This is a genomic window from Streptomyces platensis, assembly GCF_008704855.1.
GTDB lineage: Bacteria > Actinomycetota > Actinomycetes > Streptomycetales > Streptomycetaceae > Streptomyces > Streptomyces platensis.
In genome coordinates, this window is the sequence record NZ_CP023691.1 from 6,366,730 (window position 1) to 6,388,147 (window position 21,418).

General features: G+C 69.7%; 18 protein-coding genes. 10 read left to right on the forward strand and 8 right to left on the reverse strand.

The window, feature by feature from the left end; all coding sequences use genetic code 11:
* Positions 1-2: 2 nt before the first annotated feature.
* Together CP981_RS28295 and CP981_RS28300 are read right to left on the reverse strand one after the other, a co-directional pair.
* Positions 3-1,031, reverse strand: coding sequence for a WXG100-like domain-containing protein (locus tag CP981_RS28295; RefSeq protein ID WP_167536160.1), 1,029 nt, complete (start codon positions 1,029-1,031; stop codon positions 3-5).
* A gap of 135 nt (positions 1,032-1,166) precedes the next feature.
* Entirely contained in the window at positions 1,167-1,499 is a 333-nt protein-coding gene (locus CP981_RS28300; RefSeq protein WP_085927381.1) for a WXG100 family type VII secretion target, read from the reverse strand.
* Between the two features lie 448 nt (positions 1,500-1,947).
* On the opposite strand from CP981_RS28300, the gene CP981_RS28305 reads away from it, so the two are divergent.
* Positions 1,948-2,247 carry a hypothetical protein gene (locus tag CP981_RS28305; RefSeq protein ID WP_085927382.1) on the forward strand — a complete coding sequence of 100 codons (300 nt, stop codon included), beginning with the start codon at positions 1,948-1,950 and terminating at the stop codon, positions 2,245-2,247.
* 51 nt (positions 2,248-2,298) lie between these two features.
* Here the strand turns inward: CP981_RS28305 and CP981_RS28310 are convergent, their stop codons facing one another.
* The 3 genes from CP981_RS28310 to CP981_RS28320 form a co-directional block, all read right to left on the reverse strand.
* A complete protein-coding gene (locus CP981_RS28310) occupies positions 2,299-3,630 on the reverse strand; it encodes an SUKH-4 family immunity protein (RefSeq protein ID WP_085927383.1) in 1,332 nt (443 codons plus the stop codon).
* A complete protein-coding gene (locus tag CP981_RS28315; protein WP_244329815.1) occupies positions 3,627-5,783 on the reverse strand; it encodes an ATP-binding protein in 2,157 nt (718 codons plus the stop codon). Before CP981_RS28315 ends, CP981_RS28310 begins: the two co-directional genes overlap by 4 nt.
* 403 nt (positions 5,784-6,186) lie before the next feature.
* Complete coding sequence (locus tag CP981_RS28320; RefSeq protein WP_085927385.1) at positions 6,187-6,594, reverse strand: hypothetical protein; 408 nt, start codon at positions 6,592-6,594, stop codon at positions 6,187-6,189.
* A 239-nt stretch (positions 6,595-6,833) separates the two neighbouring features.
* Between CP981_RS28320 and CP981_RS28325 the strand changes: the two genes are divergently transcribed.
* Together CP981_RS28325 and CP981_RS28330 are read left to right on the forward strand one after the other, a co-directional pair.
* On the forward strand, positions 6,834-7,142 hold the full coding sequence (locus tag CP981_RS28325; protein ID WP_085927399.1) for a hypothetical protein: 309 nt from the start codon (positions 6,834-6,836) through the stop codon (positions 7,140-7,142).
* Positions 7,139-7,879: a WXG100 family type VII secretion target gene (locus CP981_RS28330; protein WP_085927386.1), complete on the forward strand. Its 741-nt coding sequence runs from the start codon at positions 7,139-7,141 to the stop codon at positions 7,877-7,879. Before CP981_RS28325 ends, CP981_RS28330 begins: the two co-directional genes overlap by 4 nt.
* Before the next feature lie 112 nt (positions 7,880-7,991).
* On the opposite strand, the gene eccCa is transcribed toward CP981_RS28330, so the two are convergent.
* Positions 7,992-11,948, reverse strand: coding sequence for a type VII secretion protein EccCa (eccCa, locus tag CP981_RS28335; RefSeq protein WP_085927387.1), 3,957 nt, complete (start codon positions 11,946-11,948; stop codon positions 7,992-7,994).
* Between the two features lie 254 nt (positions 11,949-12,202).
* On the opposite strand from eccCa, the gene eccD reads away from it, so the two are divergent.
* The 6 genes from eccD to CP981_RS28365 all read left to right on the forward strand — a co-directional run bounded on the left by eccD (position 12,203) and on the right by CP981_RS28365 (position 19,257).
* Positions 12,203-13,669 carry a type VII secretion integral membrane protein EccD gene (gene eccD, locus CP981_RS28340; protein ID WP_085927388.1) on the forward strand — a complete coding sequence of 489 codons (1,467 nt, stop codon included), beginning with the start codon at positions 12,203-12,205 and terminating at the stop codon, positions 13,667-13,669.
* Between the two features lie 155 nt (positions 13,670-13,824).
* Positions 13,825-14,112, forward strand: coding sequence for a 30S ribosomal protein S15 (rpsO, locus tag CP981_RS28345; protein ID WP_006602744.1), 288 nt, complete (start codon positions 13,825-13,827; stop codon positions 14,110-14,112).
* A 297-nt stretch (positions 14,113-14,409) separates the two neighbouring features.
* A complete protein-coding gene (locus CP981_RS28350; RefSeq protein WP_085927389.1) occupies positions 14,410-16,629 on the forward strand; it encodes a polyribonucleotide nucleotidyltransferase in 2,220 nt (739 codons plus the stop codon).
* A complete protein-coding gene (locus CP981_RS28355; protein WP_085927390.1) occupies positions 16,626-18,005 on the forward strand; it encodes a M16 family metallopeptidase in 1,380 nt (459 codons plus the stop codon). Before CP981_RS28350 ends, CP981_RS28355 begins: the two co-directional genes overlap by 4 nt.
* Before the next feature lie 38 nt (positions 18,006-18,043).
* Positions 18,044-18,796 carry a 4-hydroxy-tetrahydrodipicolinate reductase gene (gene dapB, locus CP981_RS28360; protein ID WP_085927391.1) on the forward strand — a complete coding sequence of 251 codons (753 nt, stop codon included), beginning with the start codon at positions 18,044-18,046 and terminating at the stop codon, positions 18,794-18,796.
* A 5-nt stretch (positions 18,797-18,801) separates the two neighbouring features.
* Positions 18,802-19,257, forward strand: coding sequence for a hypothetical protein (locus tag CP981_RS28365; protein ID WP_085927392.1), 456 nt, complete (start codon positions 18,802-18,804; stop codon positions 19,255-19,257).
* Between the two features lie 85 nt (positions 19,258-19,342).
* On the opposite strand, the gene CP981_RS28370 is transcribed toward CP981_RS28365, so the two are convergent.
* Together CP981_RS28370 and CP981_RS28375 are read right to left on the reverse strand one after the other, a co-directional pair.
* Positions 19,343-19,894, reverse strand: a complete 552-nt coding sequence (locus CP981_RS28370; protein ID WP_085927393.1) for a PH domain-containing protein — start codon at positions 19,892-19,894, stop codon at positions 19,343-19,345.
* 101 nt (positions 19,895-19,995) lie between these two features.
* Positions 19,996-20,232: a hypothetical protein gene (locus tag CP981_RS28375; RefSeq protein WP_085927394.1), complete on the reverse strand. Its 237-nt coding sequence runs from the start codon at positions 20,230-20,232 to the stop codon at positions 19,996-19,998.
* Positions 20,233-20,464: 232 nt separating this feature from the next.
* Here CP981_RS28375 and thyX point away from each other — a divergent pair, with 232 nt between their 5' ends.
* On the forward strand, positions 20,465-21,223 hold the full coding sequence (gene thyX / locus CP981_RS28380) for an FAD-dependent thymidylate synthase (RefSeq protein ID WP_085927395.1): 759 nt from the start codon (positions 20,465-20,467) through the stop codon (positions 21,221-21,223).
* Positions 21,224-21,418 lie beyond the last annotated feature (195 nt).

The following is a 21,418-nucleotide window of genomic DNA, read 5'->3' on the forward strand; positions in this document are numbered from 1 at the left end:
GATCAGCCGAAGACCGAGCGGACCTCGTCGGTGGTGTCCTGGTTGCGGGTGGCTGCGCCGCCGGTGCGGCGGTCGACGTGGCGTTGGGCGTGGTCCAGGCCGCGGTTGGTGAGGTCTTCCTTGGCGTGGTCGATGTAGGTGCCGGGGTCGGCGAGGCTGGCGACGCCGTCCTTGTAGTCCTGGGCGCCTTCCTTGATGCCGTCCACGTATTCGCCGGCCTTGTCCTTGGCGATGTCGGTGGTTTCGCCCCAGTCGATTCCGTCGCGGGCGCCGAAGTGACTTTCGATGCCCTGCTGTGCGACGTTCTGGGCCATCTCCGTGGCGGCCTCTTGGGCCTTGGCCTTGCCCTCTTCGACGATTTTGTCCCGGGCGATTTCCTTCGCCTGGTCGACGACCTTGTCCTTGACGGTCTCCTTGACCGTCTTCTTCACATAGTCCGCCGCGATCTTGCGGGCTTCCTTGGAGACCGCCTTCTTCGCCATCTTCTTGATGGCGTCCATGGTGGCGTGCTCCATGGCCTTGGTGGCCGCCTCCATGACCTCGCGTTTGATCTTGTCGAGGATCTGGCGGACCATCACGCGGGTCGCTTGGGTGGCCCCTGCGGCACCGAGCTCGGAAAGGCCGAGGGTGAAGGGTGCGGCGGCCTGGGCCGCGATGATCTCGGTGGCCAGGATGACGAGTTGGACAATGACCGCGATTTTGCCGGCGAGAACGGCGATGGCGGCCGCGTCGAAGGCGAGAGCGATGACCTCGGCCGCAGCGGCGGCGTCGCGGAGGTAGTTGTCCCCGCTGTTCCCGCCGCCGGAGAAGGATCCCCATTCGTTCGAAAAACCCTCGATCGCCTCGCCGGAGTTGGCGGAGACGACTTCACTGGCTGCCGAAGAGCCCTTGGAGGACGCCTGATTGACCGACTCGGCGAAGTTGCGCCAGGCCTGCGCGCATTCGTGGAGCTTGTCCTCGTCGGCGTCGGGCCAGTTATAGCCGAGGAGGTCCAGGACCCAAGCTACCTCGCCTGGCAGCGTCAAAGACACAGTGATCGTCCCCCGTGCAGTGTCGACCGATTGCTGAGTGGAGTGGAAGGGAAAGGCGGTGGTGGAGAAGGAGAGGAAGGGAGGGTGAGGCGGGGGCGAAAGGCCCACCGGGCCTCATGTGGGGCAGGGGCGGCGTCAGATGGCCGGGCGGCCCACCGCGCTGATGGTGTGAATGCCCTGCTCGTCGGAATCCGTGTACGAGTCGCCCATGCTTTGGAGCTTGTCGCCGATGTCTTCGAGGCGTTCGCCCAGGGAGTCCATCGACTCGAACATGCCGTCCCTGACGGGCGTGTAGATCGTTTCGAAAATATCGCCGAAGTCGCAGTTCTCCCAGGGGCTGCCAAGGCCTTCAAGATCGTCTTGAAGCTTCTTCGACGCCTTGGAGAAATCGCTGCCGATGTGCACAAACGCGTTGCCCTGCGTGCGCAGCACATCCGGATCGACGTCAAACGCCTTGCCTGCCACCATTGCCCCCGTTTTGCGGTGTCCCGCGCGATACTTGTCGCGTTCTTAACGAGCTCACATTAGGCGATCTGAATGCGGGCATGTCAAGGCGAGAAGTGTGGAGGGAACGTGGGCATCGAGGGGTGGCAACGTCGTTGAGATTCTGGGCAATTGCCCTACCTGAGGCATTGGCGAACCTTGTGGGCGGCGCGGATGCGGTCGCCACGGCGACGTACTGAAAGGGAAGGTTAAATATGGGTACGCCGCTGGTCAAGCATTCGCTGAGTTTGTGAGTGCTGAGCGTTCCCGTGGCGGGCCCGGTTCGGAATCCGTTCTCCAGGAGAGCGCAAGGGGAGCGCACGGAGAGCGTAAGGAGAGCGCACCTGATCGATCTGCCTACGTGCAGGGCGAGTTGAACCTCGCGGGGGATCGGCGCCGTCCGGCGATCACTCGTCCCGTAGCATTCCCGCTCATGGACGTACCCGGCAATGAAGAGCCCCTTACCGAGAGCCGTGTGGGACTGACACCCCGTCAAGCCCGGCGAATACGCATCGTCCTGGCCTCGGTACTGATGGCCGCGATGGCGGGGGTGCTCGTGGTGCGCCTGGCGTCGCGTACGTCGGTGCTGGTGGTCGGGGTGTACGGAGCCGCACTGGTGCTCTGCGGGGTGGTGATCGAACTCAGCCGTAACGGGCGCACCCGGCTCGGCACCTGGTTGCTGGGCATCGGCCTGGCGGCCGCGCTCGCCTCGGACTGGCTGTTGTTGCCCTGACGGCCGGGGGAGGGACAGACGGGGGCCGAAGCCCCCGAAGCCCCCGGTCCCTCAGAACAAGCCGTGCCACATCTGCTCGATGACCAGCGACCACCAGTTGCTGTCGTCGTCCAGCGCCCAGGAGTCGATCGCCGCGATCTGCTCCTGGAAGGCGGCGACCGCCGCTCCCGCCGCGTACGGGTCCATGCCCTGCATCTGCGCGCGCGTGGTGGCCAGCAGGGCGAGCGAGCGGAAGTAGGCGGACAGCGTGCGGTTGACGAACCGGCCGCCGCCCGACGACGGCTGGACCGCCCAGACCGTGCCGACCAGGTTCTGGTTCTCCTCCGCGGCCGTGCACTGGACGGCGAGTGTGTAGAGGCCGTCGGTGCCGATCCGGACGTAGCCGGCGAGGGTGGCCAGGGTCTGTTCCTTGGCCTCGGTGCCGGTGGCGCGCAGGTAGGTCGCCACGTCCGGGAACAGCCCGCCGGCGGGCGGGGCCTCCGGCCGGTCCGCGGTGAAGAAGAACGGCACCTGAGCCGGCAGACCGGCCCAGATCAGCGTGCCCTTCGTGGCCTCGGGCAGCTGCGTCGTGGCGAGATCATCGGCGTCCGGGCGGGTGACACCCTGGGGCCCGAAGACCTCCACGAGGTGCTTGCCGAGGGCCACGTCCCGCATCTGCGGTGCGGCCTCGACCCGCTGCGGCACCGGCACCCGGTGCGGTCGCGGCGGTGCCTGCCGGCCCGCCAGCTGATGCATCATCTCGACGTGCCGCAGCAGTCCGGCGACGCCCTCGGCGCGCTCCTCGGGCCGCATGCCGTAGCCCTCCGTGCAGGAGAACGTGGCGTTCGGGAAGGTGCGGAGGATGAAGTCGCCGGGGTAGCCGCCGGGCAGCAGGGCCGAGCGCAGATCGGTGTGCACCGCGCGGACGTTCGCGGGGTGCACGCCCAGCCGCTGGAGCTCGTCGTAGAGCTGGAATTCGGCGGGCGGCTGACCGGGCGCCGAGACGCGGGCGAGGCTGGTCTCCTCGCCGGTCGACGGATCGGCGTAGGTCGCGACGGCGGTGTTGCCGGGGCCGGTGACCGGCGGCTCGGCGGGGGCCGCCGGAGCCGCGGCGGACCCGGCACCGTGCTTGTGCTGATACATCCGTACGACCTCGTCGACCGGCACCGACGGCCACACCGTCAGCTCACCGGACGCCCGGTCGACGACCCCGCAGGCGGCGCCGACCTCGGCGGGCGGGCGCCGCTGCCCCGTCTGCGGGTCGACCTCCGGGGGCGGCGGTACGGCCCACACCACCCAGCCGAGGTCGAACTCCTGCATGGCCACCTCACGCGGGGGACCCTGATGTCCCTCGGGGTTGAGCCAGCGGGCGGCGGTGGCGTGTGCCTGCGCCTGGTTGATCACGTGTGGTCTCCTTCGAGGCCGTCGGAAGCAGCGGAGTCGGCGGCGCCGGTGCGCTGGGCGGGCACGGTGGGCGCGGCCGCGGGAGCCGCGGCGAGGATCTGCCGGGCGGTCACCCCGCGTTCGGTGGCGACGACCAGCACCCCGTCCGGCGAGAGGTCGGCGCCGGTGAGCGGGGTGTCCGAGAGCAGCGCGGCCACCACCTCCTGGCCGGCGCGGGCCCAGACCCGCAGGTAGTCGGCGCCCCGGCTGAACCCGAAGGGAGCCGCCGCCCTCGCCTCCTCGGAGGGCAGCTGCACCTGCGTCGGGTCGGCGTCGACATATCCGGGCCGCAGCAGGTCGTGGAGGAGCAGCGCACTGCCGCCGCCCTCGGAGGCGTCGCCGTCCGGGCCGGGCATCGTACGGGAGCCGGGGGTGCCCTCGGGGACGACGAAGGCGGCCACCGGGCGGAGCGCGGCTGCCGGGCCGGACGAGGGCGAGGGCCCTTCCGCGCCGGATCCGGCATCCGTGCCCGGGTCCGTCTCCGCCGCCGCGCTCTCACCGCCCTCCTGGGGCAGCGAACCGGTCGTCACGGCGCGGACGCCGGCCAGCGGCACGCTCCACAGCGTGCGCCACGGCAGGTCGAAGCCGAGGGTGTGCAGCGCCTCCGCGTACGGAGCCAGCCCGTCCTCGACGAACGCGCTCTCCAGGAACGCCGCCCGCACGTCGGCCGGAGCCTGCGAACGGGTCAGCAGCGGAGCGGTGCGCAGGTACGTACGGGCCGGGGCGCCCAGCTGCTCCAGCGGTACGGCCTCGATGGCGGCCCGCAGTGTCACCGGGTCGGCGTGCGCGAACAGGCCCGGGTCGGTGAGGAGTTGGGGGAGCAGCCCGGCTTCGAGGGTGTGGGCGGCGAGATGGTCGCGGATGTACGGGTCGGCCTTCGCCCAGTTCTGCTGGGGCACCGCTTCCAGCAGCGCCATGGCGATCTTGGTCTGGGCGTCCCGGACGTCCGGGAGACCGGAGCGGATCTCCTCGGCGATCCCCGGGTGCTGAAGCCGCAGCAGCATACGGCCGTCGTCGTTGCCGGCCCCGGTCTCGCCCCAGGGCGGTTCGCCGTCCGCATCCTCCTCCGCGTCCGGCTCGACCGGCTGGATGAACGGCGCGGCCAGCAGCATGCCGTCGGCGAGATCCTGGCTCATGTCCCATCCGGCCACGGCATTCGCCAGCACACCCCACAGCTGGACGGGCAGCCCGTCACCCTCGGCGAACGCGAGCGGTGCCAGCAGCAGCCGCAGCGTCTGCGGATCGCCGCCCAGCCGGCGGGCATGCAGGTCGAGGGCCTCGCCGACGGTGGCGGGCAGCAGGGACTCGTCCGCCGGGTCGAAGCCCTCCGGCTGCAAGAGCAGCGACTGCACGGCGAGCTGGACGGTGAGCCGGCTGCCGTCCGCCCGCCCGGCAAGGGCCTTGGCGAGCGGCCGGCGCACGGCGGGGTCGGTGGTGAAGGGCAGTTCCGGCGCCCCGGCGCCGGGGTCGAGCGCGGTCTCGGCGTGCCGCACCAGACCCTTCGGATCGGCCCACTCGGGCGCGTCGAGATCGATGATCTGCGCCTGGCCGGACGGCAGCGACTCCGCCAGTTCCGCGGCCAGTTCGCGCGGCACATCGGCGAGCAGCTGCACCGTCCCGGTGGCGGCGAGCGGCTTGAGCACGTCCCGTACGAGGCGGGCCGGCTCGTGCGCGGCACGGACCGGGCCGGCCCGGTCGACGTCCGGCACCACAATCGTCACCGGCTCTTCACGAGCGGCGAGTTCGGGAAAGATGTCTTCGACACGGTCCGCGGTCAGTCCGAAATGATCGGCGATGACCCACAACAGCTGGGCCGCGGTGCGCCCCGAGGGGTTCGGCACGGCGGGCGCCGGGAGGTCGGGGGGCACGGTCGCCGGGTCCAGATCGTCCAGCGGCAGCTGCTTGCGGTAGCCGGGATCGCACATCATCAGGAAGCCGGTGACCAGGCGCGAACGCCCGCTGCCCGGGTTTCCGGTGAGCACGATGACGCGCGGGGCGCCGGGCCACCGCATCCGCCAGGCCGCGAGCGCGCGGAACGCCGCGGTGCGGCCGCCGACGTACGGATGAGGTGCATATCCGGCCGCTGCGGCGATTCCTTCGTCTGAGGCGCTCATGGCTTCCTCGTCCCCCATCAATCCCGTCTCCACCTTTGTGGATTCCTGCGTGTACCGGCCGATCCTATGATCCGGACCGCCCGCCGGGGACGGTGCGGGGGTGGCTGTGCCGGAACTGGAACACGCAGGCCGGGCCCCTTGTCGAGGGACTGTGCAAGGTGGCTGGCGAGGCTCGCGTTAAGTGCGTTGCTCCTGGGGCGCGGTGTGGAGAAAGCGGGAATCCCGTGTGCGGAAAGGAAGCAGATCCGTCCATGAATCCGGCGGCCGATCTGCTTTCTTCCGTATCGCCTCTATGGACTCTTTGAACGGATTTCGGCGGAGGAAAGGAACAGTCCCGCCGCGCTGCCGGGCCGGTCGCCGCACTGCGCGTCCGGCCCCGCGCACCGACCACGGGAAGAGCGGGTCAGCCCCGGTGCCCGCCGCCCCGGCCGCCGCGCCGCGGAGTGCTGACGATGGTGCCCGAGGGGCCGTCACGCTCGGCGCGCTCCTCGTCCTCCTTGGCTTCCTGCTCCTTCTGCCAGGCGGCGAACTTCTCGCGCGACTCCTCGCGCTCCGCCATGGTCTGGTCCTCCGCGGCCCGCCGGATCTGGTTCATCCGGTCGCCCAGCGCGTCCATGTACCCCGGCGTCTGGATCGCGTCCTTCATGCCGATACGGCCGGAGAGGACCTCCTTGGCCATCTCCTGGAGCTTGCCGCCGACGTTGGGGTTGTCCGCCAGGACCTTCAGTGCCTTACGCAGCCGGTGCGCCTGCTCCGGATCCTGGGCGACGTCCATCAGGTCCTCGTCCTGGATCTGCCGCTCGTTGCTCATCCCTGCCCCCTTGAACGTGGTGGCACAGCAACCGCATGTGCTGCACCGGCGTCCTGAAGTCTAATGACGGGTGTGAACAGGTCGTCAAGGCGGGGGTTGTCGGTATTGCCGCAAATTGCTCCGTATGCATTCCGCGGTTCGCGCTCCACCCGCTCCGGAGAGTGCTTCAGGCCTATTGCGGGTGTGCTAGACCTGAGGCGATGTTGGCAGGTAGCTGTCATTCAATTCGGGGAGAAATGATGTCCGACGAAGTCCGGCTCAGTACCGAGGAGTTGCACAAGCTCGGTGCGACCTTCGAGATACGCGCGGAAGAACTGAGCCGGCAGCTGGCCGCATTCAGACGGCGGGCCGATGCCGAGGCCCTGCGGAACGGCTTCGGCAGCGACGAGGAGGCCCGGCCGTTCCGTGAGCTGTACGAGCAGGCCGAGCAGGCGCTCGTCCAGCTTCAGCAGCGGCTCGCCGAGGTCGGCGGAGGGATCAAGGAGACCGTCGCGAATACGCAGGCGGCCGAGGACGAGCTGGTCGAGATGATGCGGAGCGTCAAGTGAGCGAGCGACGCAACCCCCAGGCCCTGCACGAAGCGGCGGCCGGCTGGCGGGAGATGGGCAAGCACCTCGACGGCCTGGTGCGCGATCTGGACCGGCATGTCGGCACCGCCGCCGCGGCCAACTGGCACGGCCCGGCCGGTGAGGCGTTCGCGGGGGAGTGGCACCGCCTCAAGCGGTCCGTCGACGACTCCCTGCCGGCCTTCGAACTGGCCGCCGCCGACCTGGAGAACGCGGCCGCCGCGCCGCCCGAGGACAAGGGCGGCGACGAACACCACGAGTCCGCGCCGGCCAGGAACTCCGCCAACTCCTCGTCCTCGTCGGGCACCGAGGTCGCCTATGGCTTCATGGCGCTCGGCCAGCTCGCCAACGGCCTCGGCGGCGCGTTCGGCAAGCGCGGTGGCGGGGGCGGCCAGTCGCGGGGGCCGGTCGTCGGCCACACCTGGGAGACCTCCACCGCCGCACAGGGGCCCGACCCGTTCGGACCGGCGAAGGCCGGCGAGGCCAGGACGCGGGGCGGCGAGGGGATCGCCAAGGGCGTACGGACCCAGCCGGCCGTCGCCGAGCCGGCCCCCGGCGAGGAGCGGACCCCGAAGGCCGGACAGGAGAAGAAGGGGACGGCCGACGGGCCCGCCACCGCCACCACCGCCGATGCCCCGGCCAAGGACACCCCGGCGGCCGGCGGCGAGGCCTCCGGCCGGCCCTCTCCCGACGTCACCCAGCACGGCGCTTTCGGCTGACAGCTCGCCGGTCGGTCGGCACGGGCGCGGACACACCGCGTACCGACGGCAAAACGGCGGTGGGGCGCCCCTCCTGAGAGGGACGCCCCACCGCCGTTTCGTCTGAACCCGGTCAGCGGCCGTTCGCCGGCAGCCAGCCCGTCTGGACCAGCTGCGCACCGCGCTTACGCGTGATGAACGTGGCCCGTCCGGGCGTCAGGCTCTGCCCCTTGATGTTGCCCATCAGCGGCCCCTCGGCCGGATCGGCGGAGAGGATCAGACCCTGCGCACCGAGCTCCTTGGTGCGCTGCATCACCGGCTCGAAGGACGATCGTCCGGCCCCCGACGAGCTGCGCGCGATGATCAGGCGCAGACCCAGGTCACGGGCGAACGGCAGGTACTCCAGCAGCGGCTGCAGCGGGTTGCCGCTGCTGGTCGCCACCAGGTCGTAGTCGTCCACGATGACGAACGCGTCCGGCAGGTCGTACCAGCTGCGGTTGCGCAGCTGCTCCGGGGTGACGTCCGGGCCCGGCATCCGCCGGCCCAGCGAACCGGCCAGCCCGCTGATGACCTCCTGCAACTGCGGCCCCGCGGCGCAGTACTTGTACAGATGGCTCTCGGGGACCTCGCCGAGCAGCGCGCGGCGGTAGTCGGAGACCACCATCAGCGCCTTGTCGGACGGGTACCGCTCGGCGATCTGCTTGGTCAGCAGCCGCAGCAGCGACGACTTGCCCGACTCGCTCTCGCCGTAGATGACCAGCAGCGGGTCGGTCTCGAAGTCGATGAACGCCGGCGACAGCGTGGTCTCGTCGACACCGATCGCGATCCCGTGATCCGGGTAGTCGCTGCCCTTGGGCAGCTCGTTGACGTGCAGCATCGTCGGCAGCATCCGCACCGCGGGGGCGGGCTCGCCCTGCCAGTGCTCGCTGACCGTCGACACCAGGTTCGCGACGCCGTCGCTGAGCGTCTCCGGGTCGCTCATCCCGTCCAGCCGCGGCAGCGCCGCCAGGAAGTCGAGCTTCTCCGGGGACATACCGCGACCCGGCTTGCCCATCGGGACGTTCTCCGCGCGCTTGCGGTCGAACTCCGACTCCATCGGGTCACCCAGCCGCAGCTCCACACGGTTGAGGAGCTGGTCGCGCAGCGCGGGCCGCACCTCGGTGTAGCGCGCACCGGCGATGATCAGGTGGACACCGAAACCGAGACCACGGGCGGCGATGTCCAGGATCACCGGGTCCATCTGCTCGTAGTCGGTCTTGAACGTCGCCCAGCCGTCGATGACCAGGAAGACGTCGCCCCACTTCTGGTCGGGGTAGGCGCCCGAGGCCCGCCGCTGGCGGTAGGTGCTGATCGAGTCGATGCTGTTGGCCCGGAAGAACTCCTCACGCTCGTTGAGGATGCCGACGACCTCGGAGACCGTACGGCGCACCTTCTCGGCGTCCAGACGCGAGGCGACACCACCGACGTGCGGCAGGCCCTCCATACTCAGCATGCCGCCGCCACCGAAGTCGAGGCAGTAGAACTGCACCTCGGCCGGGGTGTGGGTGAGCGCGAACGAGGCGATGGCGGCCCGGATCAGCGTGGACTTACCGGACTGCGGACCACCCACGACGAGACCGTGACCGGCGCCCGCGGAGAAGTCCAGGTACATCACGTCACGCCGCTGCTCGAACGGCTTGTCCACCAGCGCGACCGGCACCACGAGCTTGCCGAGCGCGGTGTACTCCGGTGCGTGCACGCCGCGTTCGGGCGTGACCGCGAGCGTCGGCAGCAGCTGGTTGACCGTGGGCGGCTCGTCCAGCGGCGGCAGCCACACCTGGTGCGCCGGCGGGCCCTGGCCCTGCATGCGCTGGACGATGACGTCGAGCACGGTGTCGGCCAGCGCGTCGTCCTGCTCCGGCTCGACCGGCTCGACCGGGGTGGGGTCCTCGATGATCTGCTCGATGACCGGGGCCGCGGTGAACGGCACCGGCAGACGCCGGGTCCGGCTGCCGCCGGGGCCGCCGCCGGCACCCGGGCCGCGGTAGGGACCCGAGACGTACGCGGCCTTGAACTGCACCATCGTCTCGGTGTCGTACTTGAGGATGCCGGAACCCGGGACGTTCGGCAGGTGGTAGGCGTCCGGCACACCGATCGCGGTCCGCGACTCGGCCGCGGAGAACGTCCGCAGACCCAGCCGGTAGGACAGGAAGGTGTCCAGACCGCGCAGCTTGCCCTCTTCCAGGCGCTGCGAGGCGAGCAGCATGTGCACACCCATCGACCGGCCGATCCGGCCGATCTGGATGAACATGTCGATGAAGTCGGGCTTGGCGGTCAGCAGCTCGGAGAACTCGTCGAGCACCATCACCAGTGAGGGCAGCGGGTCCAGCGGGGCACCCGCGGCACGCGCCTTCTCGTAGTCGGTGATGTTGGCGTAGTTGCCCGCCGAGCGCAGCAGCTCCTGACGGCGCTGGAGTTCACCGGTGATCGAGTCGCGCATGCGGTCGATCAGGGTGACGTCCTCACCGAGGTTGGTGATGACGGCCGCGACGTGCGGCATCTCGGACATACCGGTGAAGGTGGCGCCACCCTTGAAGTCCGCGAGGATGAAGTTCAGGGTCTCCGAGGAGTGGGTGACCGCGAGGGCGAGCACCAGGGTGCGCAGCACCTCGGACTTACCGGAACCGGTCGCACCGACACACAGGCCGTGCGGGCCCATGCCCTCCTGCGAGGCCTCCTTGATGTCGAGCATGACGGGCTGGCCGTCCTTGTCGACACCGATCGGCACCCGCAGCCGCTCGTGCAGCGTCCGCGGCCGCCACGTACGCGACACATCGACGGAACCGGCGTCACCGAGGTTCAGCAGATCGGTGAAGTCCAGGTTCGACAGCAGCGGTTCCTCACCGTCCGCGCCCGAACCCGCCCGCAGCGGGGCCAGCTGGCGCGCCAGCGCCTCCGACTCGGCGATCGACAGGGTGTCGCAGACACCGTGGTAGACCGCGCCGCTGGCCGACTCCAGCACCAGCTTGCCCGGCTGGACCTGGACGGCCAGACCGCCCCGGATCTCGTCCAGATCGCCCGGTACGACCTCCAGGATGGTGACGCCCTGAAGGCCCTCGGCCCCGGCGATCACCGAGTCCATCGGTACCTCGCCGCCGTCCAGCACGATCACCACATGCGGGGCGTCGGTCACCGGAGTGCCCTGCGGGTTGAACCGGCCGCGGCCCTCCAGGTCGTCCGCCAGCAGCTCCTCGATCTCACCGAGGTCGCCGACGACCAGCCGGCGCGATCCGGCGCCGTCCGTGGTCTTGTCCTGCACGTGCGGCAGCCACTTCGTCCACTCCCACTCCGCCTGCGCACCGGGCGCGGCGACGACGGCCACCACCAGGTCCTCGGGCGAGTGCAGCGTGCACAGCTGGGCGACGAGGGCGCGCGAGGCGCCGTAGACCGTGTCCGGGTCGCCGGAGACGGTCAGGTGGTAGAAGGCGCGCAGCGAGACCGCCAGCGGCAGGTTGTCCAAGTGCCCGTGCTTGTCGAGGAACTCCTTCATCGCATGCGCGGTGAGCGGTTCCAGCTCGTCGACCGGCGCGGTCTCCGGGGCCCGCAGGGGAGTGGCCAGCTGCTGCGGCCCGAGTCCCAGCCGTACCTGCCCGAAGTCCGGGTCGCTCGCCCGGCGCTCCCAGACGCGTTTGCCCTCGGCCACGATGGACCACAACTGGCTCGGGTCGGGGTGGGTGAACAGCTGCGCGTCCCGCTGCTTACGCGCGGTACGCCGTACCTCTTTTCGCTTCTGCGTAAGGTACTTGAGGTAATCCTGGCGCTCTTGGAGCATTTGCCCGGAAGGCCCTTGGCGGGCCTTGACGATCTGCACGATCGCCATTGCCAGAGTGGACGCCACCATAAAGCCGCCCATGATTTTCATGAACGGCTGATTGCCCATGAACAAGAATCCCGCCGATGACGCCATGCCCATCATGGGCATAAGGGTCATCAGCATGTTCTCTGATTCACCCTCACGCGGCAGCTCCGGAGGTGCCTCGAGTGTCACCTCCTCCGAGGGGACTTGAGGTGGCAGCGCGCGGGGCGGGCGCTTGACGATGACAACGCTCACCGAGGCATCAGTCCTTCATGCATCTCGCAGTCTCGGACCGCCCCCGTTGGATTCGACGGTCCCCCGAGCCAAGTACTTGGCCCGACGCAGGCGTTGATCCTACTGTTAAGCGTCAAGTCTCGGGGCGGGTGGGGCGGCCGCCGAATTGGACGGTACGCTGACGCCTCGCGAGCGTGCCGCAGCCCCATAGTGACGGCTCTATATATACGGCGCGCGAAGCGACAAAACGCCCAACGGATAGGGGGAACCGCCAGGTGAGCACGAGCACTGGCACCGGCTTTTGCCGGGTCACAGTCGCCGCGCCGGACGCACGGATCGATGTGGCTCTGCCGGAAGACGTCGCACTCGTGGACATTTACCCGGAGATTCTGCGGCTCTCCGGTCAGTCCCAGGCGGAGGGCGCCCCGACCGGCTATCACCTTGTACGCCGCGACGGCACGGTACTTGACGCCGGGCAGTCGCTCGCGCAGCAGCAGATCCTCGACGGCGACCTTCTTCTTCTGAAGCCGTTCGCCGAGTCGCTGCCGCTCCCGGTCTTCGACGATGTCTCCGACGCCGTCGCCTCCGCGGTCAAGCGCAACCGCAGCCGCTGGAGCGACGACCTCATGCATGTCGTCGGCCTCTCCGCCGGTGTGCTCCTGCTCGTCATGATGGCGTTCGCCCTGTGGTTCTCGAACCCGCTGGACCGCGACATGCACCGCCTGCCCGGCATCATCGCCGGTGTCGTCGGCATCGTCCTGGTCGCGCTGGCCGGCGTCCGCGCCCGTGTCTACGACGACCACGGCTCCTCCATCGCACTGGGCCTGGCCTCGCTCCCGCATCTGCTGCTCGCCGGCTCCGGCATCTTCCCCGTCGAGGAGGGCGCGGGCCCCGGCCGGCTGCACCTCCTCGTCGGCTGTGTGACGGTACTGATCGCCTCCGCACTCCTGGTGGTCCTGCTGCCGCGCGGTGACGCACCCTTCGTCGCCGCCGCGTTCCTCTCCGCCATGGGCACCCTCGCGGTCTTCGCCGCGATCCTCACCGACGCCGCACCCATCGAGGTCGCCGCCGTCACCGCCGTCGTCGCCATCGCGCTGGTCGCCTGGCTGCCCGGCCTCTCCGCCCGCTTCGCCAGGCTGCCGATCGGCTACAAGTCGCCCGACCAGATCGCGAAGGGCTCGTACGACAACAGCAGCGAGACCGAGTCCGTCGACTTCGTCAAGATCGGCAACCAGGCCAAGCGCGGACACGAGCTGCTGCTCGGTCTGGTCGCCGGCTGCGCCGCCCTGGTCGTCGGCTCGGCCGGTGCGGTCCTCGGCTTCTCCGACAACATGTGGGCCCAGCTGCTGGCGCTGGCCGCGGGCATCACGGTCATGCTGCGCGCCCGGCTCTTCGACTACACCGCACAGGTCGCCTGCCTGACCATCGCGGGCATCCTCACGATCGTCCTGCTGATCCTCGGCATCGCGCTGAACCCGCCGACGGAGATCTTCGTCGAGCTGGAGCGCTTCCGGGACGCCGGCCCGCTGAACATCCGCACGGTCTGGTTCTCCAGCAGCATCGCGGCGGGTGCCGCCCTCCTGGTGGGCGTCGGCCTCGTCGTCCCGCGCAAGGGCGTCACCCCCTTCTGGGGCCGGATCTTCGACCTCTTCGACGGTGTGGTCCTGCTGTCCCTGGTGCCGCTGTGCCTGGCGGTCCTGGACGTGTACGCCACGGTGCGCGGCCTCACCAGCAGCAGCTAGGCCCCCGCTCACCGGCTTTTCCACGGCCCCCCGACCAGCCGGTCGGGGGGCCGTTGCCAGCTGGTACGCTGTGTGACGGTCCGGTCGAGTCATCCAAGATTCCCTGTGCAGCAAATCCAGGGGCGCTCACGGACCGAAACCAAGAGGAGTACCGCGTGTCGCTCGACGCCGCTACGAAGAAGCAGATCATGGCCGAGTTCGCCACCAAGGAGGGTGACACCGGTTCCCCCGAGGTTCAGGTCGCGATGCTCTCCCGCCGGATCTCGGACCTGACCGAGCACCTCAAGACCCACAAGCACGACCACCACTCCCGCCGTGGTCTGCTGCTGCTCGTCGGCCAGCGCCGCCGCCTGCTGCAGTACCTGGCGAAGAAGGACATCACGCGCTTCCGTGCGCTGGTCGAGCGCCTGGGCATCCGCCGCGGCGCGGCGGGCGCCAAGTAAGACGCCGTAGAGGGAGCGGTTCCCACCCGGGGGCCGCTCCCTTTGCCATACGCACCGGACCCCGTCCCGCCGCGAGGTGGACGGAAGCTTTGTAGTCTGGTGCCATATCGCAAAAAGCGAACGCGGTAGGAGCGCCACCTGGCCGCCGGTCCTCGGTAGTGGCCCCCGGGCGATCCATGGAGACACTCCATGGCTCTCACTCCGGGTGCTTCGATCGAAGACCGGCCCGTACCGGCGCTCCACCGAAGACGGTCCCCTGCCACACGGGCAGCGGACACATACGAGGAGATATTCCTGGTGGAGAACGAGACCCACTACGCCGAAGCCGTGATCGACAACGGTTCCTTCGGCACCCGCACCATCCGCTTCGAGACGGGCCGCCTGGCCAAGCAGGCCGCCGGTTCCGCCGTGGCGTACCTGGACGACGACACCATGGTGCTGTCGGCCACCTCCGCTTCCAAGACTCCGAAGGACCAGCTGGACTTCTTCCCGCTGACCGTCGACGTCGAGGAGCGGATGTACGCAGCCGGGAAGATCCCCGGTTCCTTCTTCCGCCGTGAGGGCCGCCCCTCCGAGGACGCGATCCTCACCTGCCGCCTGATCGACCGCCCGCTGCGCCCCTCCTTCAAGAAGGGCCTGCGCAACGAGATCCAGATCGTCGAGACGGTCATGGCGCTCAACCCCGACCACCTCTACGATGTGGTCGCCATCAACGCCGCCTCCTGCTCCACGCAGCTGGCCGGCCTGCCCTTCTCCGGCCCGGTCGGCGGCACCCGTGTCGCCCTGATCAACGGCCAGTGGGTGGGCTTCCCGACCCACACCGAGCTCGAGGACGCCGTCTTCGACATGGTCGTGGCCGGCCGGGTCCTCCCGGACGGCGACGTCGCGATCATGATGGTCGAGGCCGAGGCCACCGAGAAGACCATCCAGCTGGTCAAGGATGGCGCCGAGGCCCCGACCGAAGAGGTCGTCGCCGCCGGTCTGGAAGCCGCCAAGCCCTTCATCAAGGTCCTGTGCAAGGCCCAGTCGGACCTCGCCGCCAAGGCTGCCAAGCCCGTCGGCGAGTTCCCGATCTTCCTCGACTACCAGGACGACGTCCTGGAGGCGCTCACCGCCGCGGTCAAGGACGAGCTCTCCCAGGCGCTGACCATCGCCGGCAAGCAGGAGCGCGAGACCGAGCTGGACCGCGTCAAGAGCGTGGCCGCCGAGAAGCTGCTCCCGCAGTTCGAGGGCCGCGAGAAGGAAATCTCCGCCGCGTACCGTTCGCTGACCAAGAGCCTGGTCCGTGAGCGCGTCATCAAGGAGAAGAAGCGCATCGACGGCCGCGGCGTCACGGACATCCGTACGCTCGCCGCCGAGGTCGAGGCCATCCCGCGGGTGCACGGTTCCGCGCTGTTCGAGCGTGGCGAGACCCAGATCCTGGGCGTCACCACCCTCAACATGCTCCGCATGGAGCAGCAGCTGGACACCCTCTCCCCGGTGACCCGCAAGCGCTACATGCACAACTACAACTTCCCGCCGTACTCCGTCGGTGAGACCGGCCGCGTGGGTGCGCCCAAGCGCCGCGAGATCGGCCACGGTGCGCTCGCCGAGCGCGCCATCGTGCCGGTGCTGCCGACCCGCGAGGAGTTCCCCTACGCGATCCGCCAGGTCTCCGAGGCGCTGGGCTCCAACGGCTCGACGTCCATGGGCTCGGTCTGCGCCTCCACCATGTCGCTGCTGAACGCCGGTGTGCCCCTCAAGGCCCCGGTCGCCGGTATCGCCATGGGTCTGATCTCCCAGGAGATCGACGGCCAGACCCACTACGTCGCCCTCACCGACATCCTCGGTGCGGAGGACGCCTTCGGTGACATGGACTTCAAGGTCGCCGGCACGAAGACCTTCGTGACCGCCCTCCAGCTGGACACCAAGCTGGACGGCATCCCGGCCTCCGTCCTGGCCGCCGCGCTCAAGCAGGCCCGCGACGCCCGTCTGCACATCCTCGATGTGATGAACGAGGCCATCGACGTTCCGGACGAGATGTCCCCGAACGCCCCGCGGATCATCACCGTCAAGATCCCGGTGGACAAGATCGGTGAGGTCATCGGCCCCAAGGGCAAGATGATCAACCAGATCCAGGAGGACACCGGCGCCGACATCACGATCGAGGACGACGGCACCATCTACATCGGTGCCGCCGACGGCCCGGCCGCCGAGGCCGCCCGCGCCACGATCAACGGCATCGCCAACCCGACCATGCCGGAGGTCGGCGAGCGCTACCTGGGCACGGTCGTCAAGACCACCACCTTCGGTGCGTTCGTCTCCCTGCTCCCGGGCAAGGACGGCCTGCTCCACATCTCGCAGATCCGCAAGCTCGCCGGTGGCAAGCGCGTGGAGAACGTCGAGGACGTGGTCGCGGTCGGCGCCAAGGTCCAGGTCGAGATCGCCGAGATCGACCAGCGCGGCAAGCTCTCCCTGATCCCCGTGATCGAGGAAGAGGATGCGGCCGAAGGCACGAAGGACGACGCCGCCAAGTGACGTCCCGTACGCACACGACGACGGCCCGCACCTCCACGGAGGGGCGGGCCGTCGCCCGTACCCAAACGCTTCTCAAGGGCACCGCGGGCGCCGGCACGGTCCGCCGGACCACCCTCCCCGGCGGTCTGCGCATCGTCACCGAGACACTGCCGACGGTCCGCTCCGTCACCTTCGGGATCTGGGCGAACGTCGGCTCCCGTGACGAGACCCCGTCTCTGAACGGCGCCACGCACTACCTGGAGCACCTGCTCTTCAAGGGCACCGAGCGGCGCAGCGCGCTGGACATCTCCGCCGCCATCGACGCGGTCGGCGGCGAGATGAACGCCTTCACCGCGAAGGAGTACACCTGCTACTACGCGCGGGTGCTGGACACCGATCTGCCGCTCGCCATAGACGTGGTGTGCGACATGCTCACCGGCTCGCTGGTGGAGGCCGAGGACGTGGACGCCGAGCGCGGCGTCATCCTCGAAGAGATCGCGATGACCGAGGACGACCCGGGCGACTGTGTGCACGACCTGTTCGCGCACACCATGCTCGGTGACACCCCGCTCGGCCGCCCGGTCCTGGGCACCGTCGACACCGTCAACGCCCTCACCCCCGAGCGCATCCGCCGCTTCTACAAGAAGCACTACGACCCCACCCACCTCGTCGTCACGGCCGCCGGCAACATCGACCACGCCAAGGTCGTCCGCCTGGTCCGCCGCGCCTTCGAGCAGGCCGGGGCCCTGGACCGGACGGACGCCGTCCCGATGGCGCCGCGCTCCGGCAACCGCGCCATCCGCACCGCCGGCCGCGTCGAACTGCTCAACCGCAAGACCGAGCAGGCGCATGTGATCCTCGGGATGCCCGGGATGGCGCGCAACGACGACCGGCGATGGGCGATGGGCGTGCTGAACACCGCCCTGGGCGGCGGGATGAGCTCCCGCCTCTTCCAGGAGGTCCGCGAGAAGCGCGGCCTGGCCTACAGCGTGTACTCGTACACCTCGGGCTTCGCCGACTGCGGGCTGTTCGGTGTCTACGCCGGCTGCCGCCCGAACCAGGTGCACGACGTCCTCAAGATCTGCCGCGACGAACTCGACCAGGTGGCGGCCCAGGGCCTCACCGACGACGAGATCCACCGCGCGATCGGCCAGCTGCGCGGCTCGACCGTCCTCGGCCTGGAGGACACCGGCGCGCTGATGCACCGCATCGGCAAGAGCGAGCTGTGCTGGGGCGAGCAGATGTCGGTCGACGAGATGCTCGCGCGGATCGCCGCCGTCACCCCGGACGAGGTGCGCGAGGTGGCCCGGGACGTCCTGGGCACCCGTCCCTCGCTGTCCGTCATCGGCCCCCTGAAGGACCGGCAGGCGGCCCGGCTGGACGACGTCGTCGCATAGGCCCCGCTGCGATACCACCAAGAGAGAGACGGGAAACGATGAGCAAGCTGCGCGTGGCCGTACTGGGAGCCCAGGGACGCATCGGCTCCGAGGCCGTACGGGCCGTCGAGGCCGCCGAGGACATGGAGCTGGTCGCCGGGCTGGGCCGGGGCGACAAGCTGGAGACGCTGGTCGAGGCCGGCGCCCAGGTCGTGGTCGAGCTGACCAACCCCGGCGCGGTGATGGGCAACCTCGACTTCTGTGTGCGTCACGGTATCCACGCGGTGGTCGGGACGACCGGGTGGACCGATGAGCGCCTGGCGCAGCTGCGCACCTCGCTCGCCGCCTCGCCCGGGGCGGGCGTGCTCATCGCCCCGAACTTCTCCATCGGTGCGGTGCTGACCATGCGGTTCGCCCAGCAGGCGGCCCGGTTCTTCGAGTCGGTCGAGGTCGTCGAGCTGCACCACCCGAAGAAGGCGGACGCCCCGTCCGGCACCGCCGCCCGCACCGCTCAGCTGATCGCCAAGGCCCGTGAGGAGGCCGGCTGCGCCCCGCAGCCGGACGCCACCAGCACCGCGCTGGACGGCGCCCGCGGCGCGGACGTGGACGGTGTTCCCGTGCACTCCGTACGGCTGCGCGGTCTGCTGGCCCACCAGGAGGTGCTCTTCGGCGGCGAGGGCGAGACCCTCACCATCCGCCATGACTCCCTCCACCACAGCAGCTTCATGCCGGGCATCCTGCTCGGTGTGCGCCGGGTGGTGAACACTCCGGGCCTGACCGTGGGCCTGGAAAACTTCCTCGACCTGGGCTGACGGATATGGGCGGAAAGATCACGTACTTCTTCCTCGCCACCGTGCTGATCCTGGTGTTCGGCGTGGTGGCGCTGGAAGGCGTCCTCCTCCTGCTGACCGGCGAGCCGGCGGCCATGGGCATGGGAGCGGTGGCCTTCCTGCTGCCGGGCATCGGTGGCTGGTTCCTCTGGCACAACACCCGCTTCGCCCGCGACGCCCACCGGCTGGCGCGGGTGCTGGAGGCCGAGGGCGCACCGCCGGCCGACGAGCTCCAGCGCACCCCCGGCGGCCGGATCGACCGGGACGCGGCCGATGCGGTCTTCGCCCGGCGGCAGGCCGAGACCGAGGAAGCGCCCGGCGACTGGCGTACGTGGTTCCGGCTCGCGGTGGCCTACCACGACGCCCGGGACACCCCCCGCGCCCGTAAGGCGATGCAGCGCGCCATCGCCCTGCACGACCACAAGGCCGTCCCGGCTGCCTGAGCTGTCCTACGGGGCAGGGCCGACCGGTCCTGCCCCGTAGGCACACGGCGCCCGGCGGGCGCCACCACGGACGAGCAGCGAAGGCTCAGCCGCGGTGCTCCGCCGCCCAGGCCTCCAGGACGTCCGCGGCCCGTTCGAAGGCCTCCGGACGGGACAGGAAGTCGCCGTTGTGGTCGGTGATCAGGGTGCGCAACGGCTCCCCCTGCGTCCGCTCGATGATCAGGGCCTGTCCCTGCACCGTCCGCGGCAGCCCCAGCCAGCGCACCGGCTGCTGGCGGGTGCGCACGGCAGCGATGGCGCTCCACGGCTCGGTCGCCGTACGCAGCAGGTTCACCTGGCGCAGACCCTGCGCGCTGACCCACAGACCGACGCGCAGCAGCCGCAGGGCGAGGGCGATCATCAGCGCCCCCACGGCCGCACAGGCCGCGGCGCCGGGCAGCGAGCCGGCCATCGCGATGATCATCGCGGAGAGCAGAACGAACGACGCGAGCAGCAAAAGCACCGCCGCCGCCCCTACCCGCCACGGTCCGGGGCGGTAGGGACGGCGCCAGTGGTCGGGCTCGTCATGCGGCAGTGCGGCGGTCTCCGCGGCCCCGGTGTCGAGGTCGCGGTCGGCCGTCAGGAAGGGCAGGGGCACGGCTGATCCTCACTCATGGGCACGCTGTTGGAAGCTGTGACCGGTGAGGTTATCGGGACCGGCGGAGCGGAACCACTTTCCGGCACGCCCCGCCCGCCCGTTCAGCGATGTGCCTCGGACTGATGCACCCGGCTCGCCCCGGAACTGTCCTGCGACAGGGCGGGGACGCCGAACAGCAGGGCGCCGGTCAGGCCACCCATGACTGTCAGCGCGATGAGAGACTGGCCGAGGAGCTGCGCGCGGGAAGCGCGCTGTCGCGGCGGGGGAGTGACATTGCTGCGGAACCGGTCTGCCTCGGCAACGAAGGCGAACGGGACGGGCTCTCGCCGGCGGAACATGAGCGGGCTCTCCTAGGAACCTCGAAGTGGGCACTGTCACAGGGTTAGACGTCTGCGGAGTCCGGTTGGTGCCCGTTTTCCGAGACTTCTGTGAAAATTATCAACTGGCGCTCCGCAGGCTGCTACAGAGTGCCCGTTTTGCAGCTAATGCACCATCATGTCGCATTTCCTGAGCTGTCAGTGGCGGGTCGTAGGCTGGGCGCGCACGAGGAACGAACGGAAGGAACCGCCGGTGTCCCAGACCCCTGCCGAGAGCGCTGCGAGCCCCGACAGCGCAGCCGTCAGCTTCCGGAGCGAGGTGACGGTCGAGCTGGTCAAGCACAGCGCCGCGGACAGCGATGTGCTGTGGGCGGCCCGTGTCTCCACGGCCGGCGAGCAGTCTCTTGAGGAGCTCCAGAAGGACCCGGAGCGCTCCAAGGGCTTGATCAACTACCTCATGCGGGACCGGCACGGCAGCCCGTTCGAGCACAACTCCATGACGTTCTTCATCAGCGCGCCGATCTTCGTCTTCCGCGAGTTCATGCGGCACCGCGTCGGCTGGTCGTACAACGAGGAATCCGGCCGCTACCGCCGGCTGGACCCGGTCTTCTACGTCCCCGGTGAGTCGCGCAAGCTCGTCCAGCAGGGCCGCCCCGGCAAGTACGAATTCGTCGACGGCACCCAGGAGCAGGCCGAGCTCACCGGCCGCGTCATGGAGGATTCCTACCGCCGGGCCTACGAGGCGTATCAGGAGATGCTCGCCGCCGGCGTCGCCCGCGAGGTCGCCCGCGCGGTGCTCCCCGTCGGCCTGTTCTCCTCGATGTACGCGACCTGCAATGCCCGCTCCCTGATGCACTTCCTGGGCCTGCGGACCCAGCACGAGCAGGCGAAGGTGCCGTCCTTCCCGCAGCGCGAGATCGAGATGGTCGGCGAGCAGATGGAGGCCCACTGGGCCAAGCTCATGCCGCTCACGTACGGCGCATTCAATGCGAATGGCCGGATCGCTCCGTAAGGCCCAGGCCGCGGGCCGGTTACGGGGGCGCGCAGGACAGACGTGCGAAGTGTCCGGATTGCGGCATTTTGAGAAGTTCATTTACGCTGAACAGACGGACCCGGCACTGCTTGAACCCCCGAGCAGGCAGTGCCGGTGTCCACATCCTTGCTCCCCAGAGGCGCAACCCGCGGTGAGCTACGAGTAGCGTGGGAC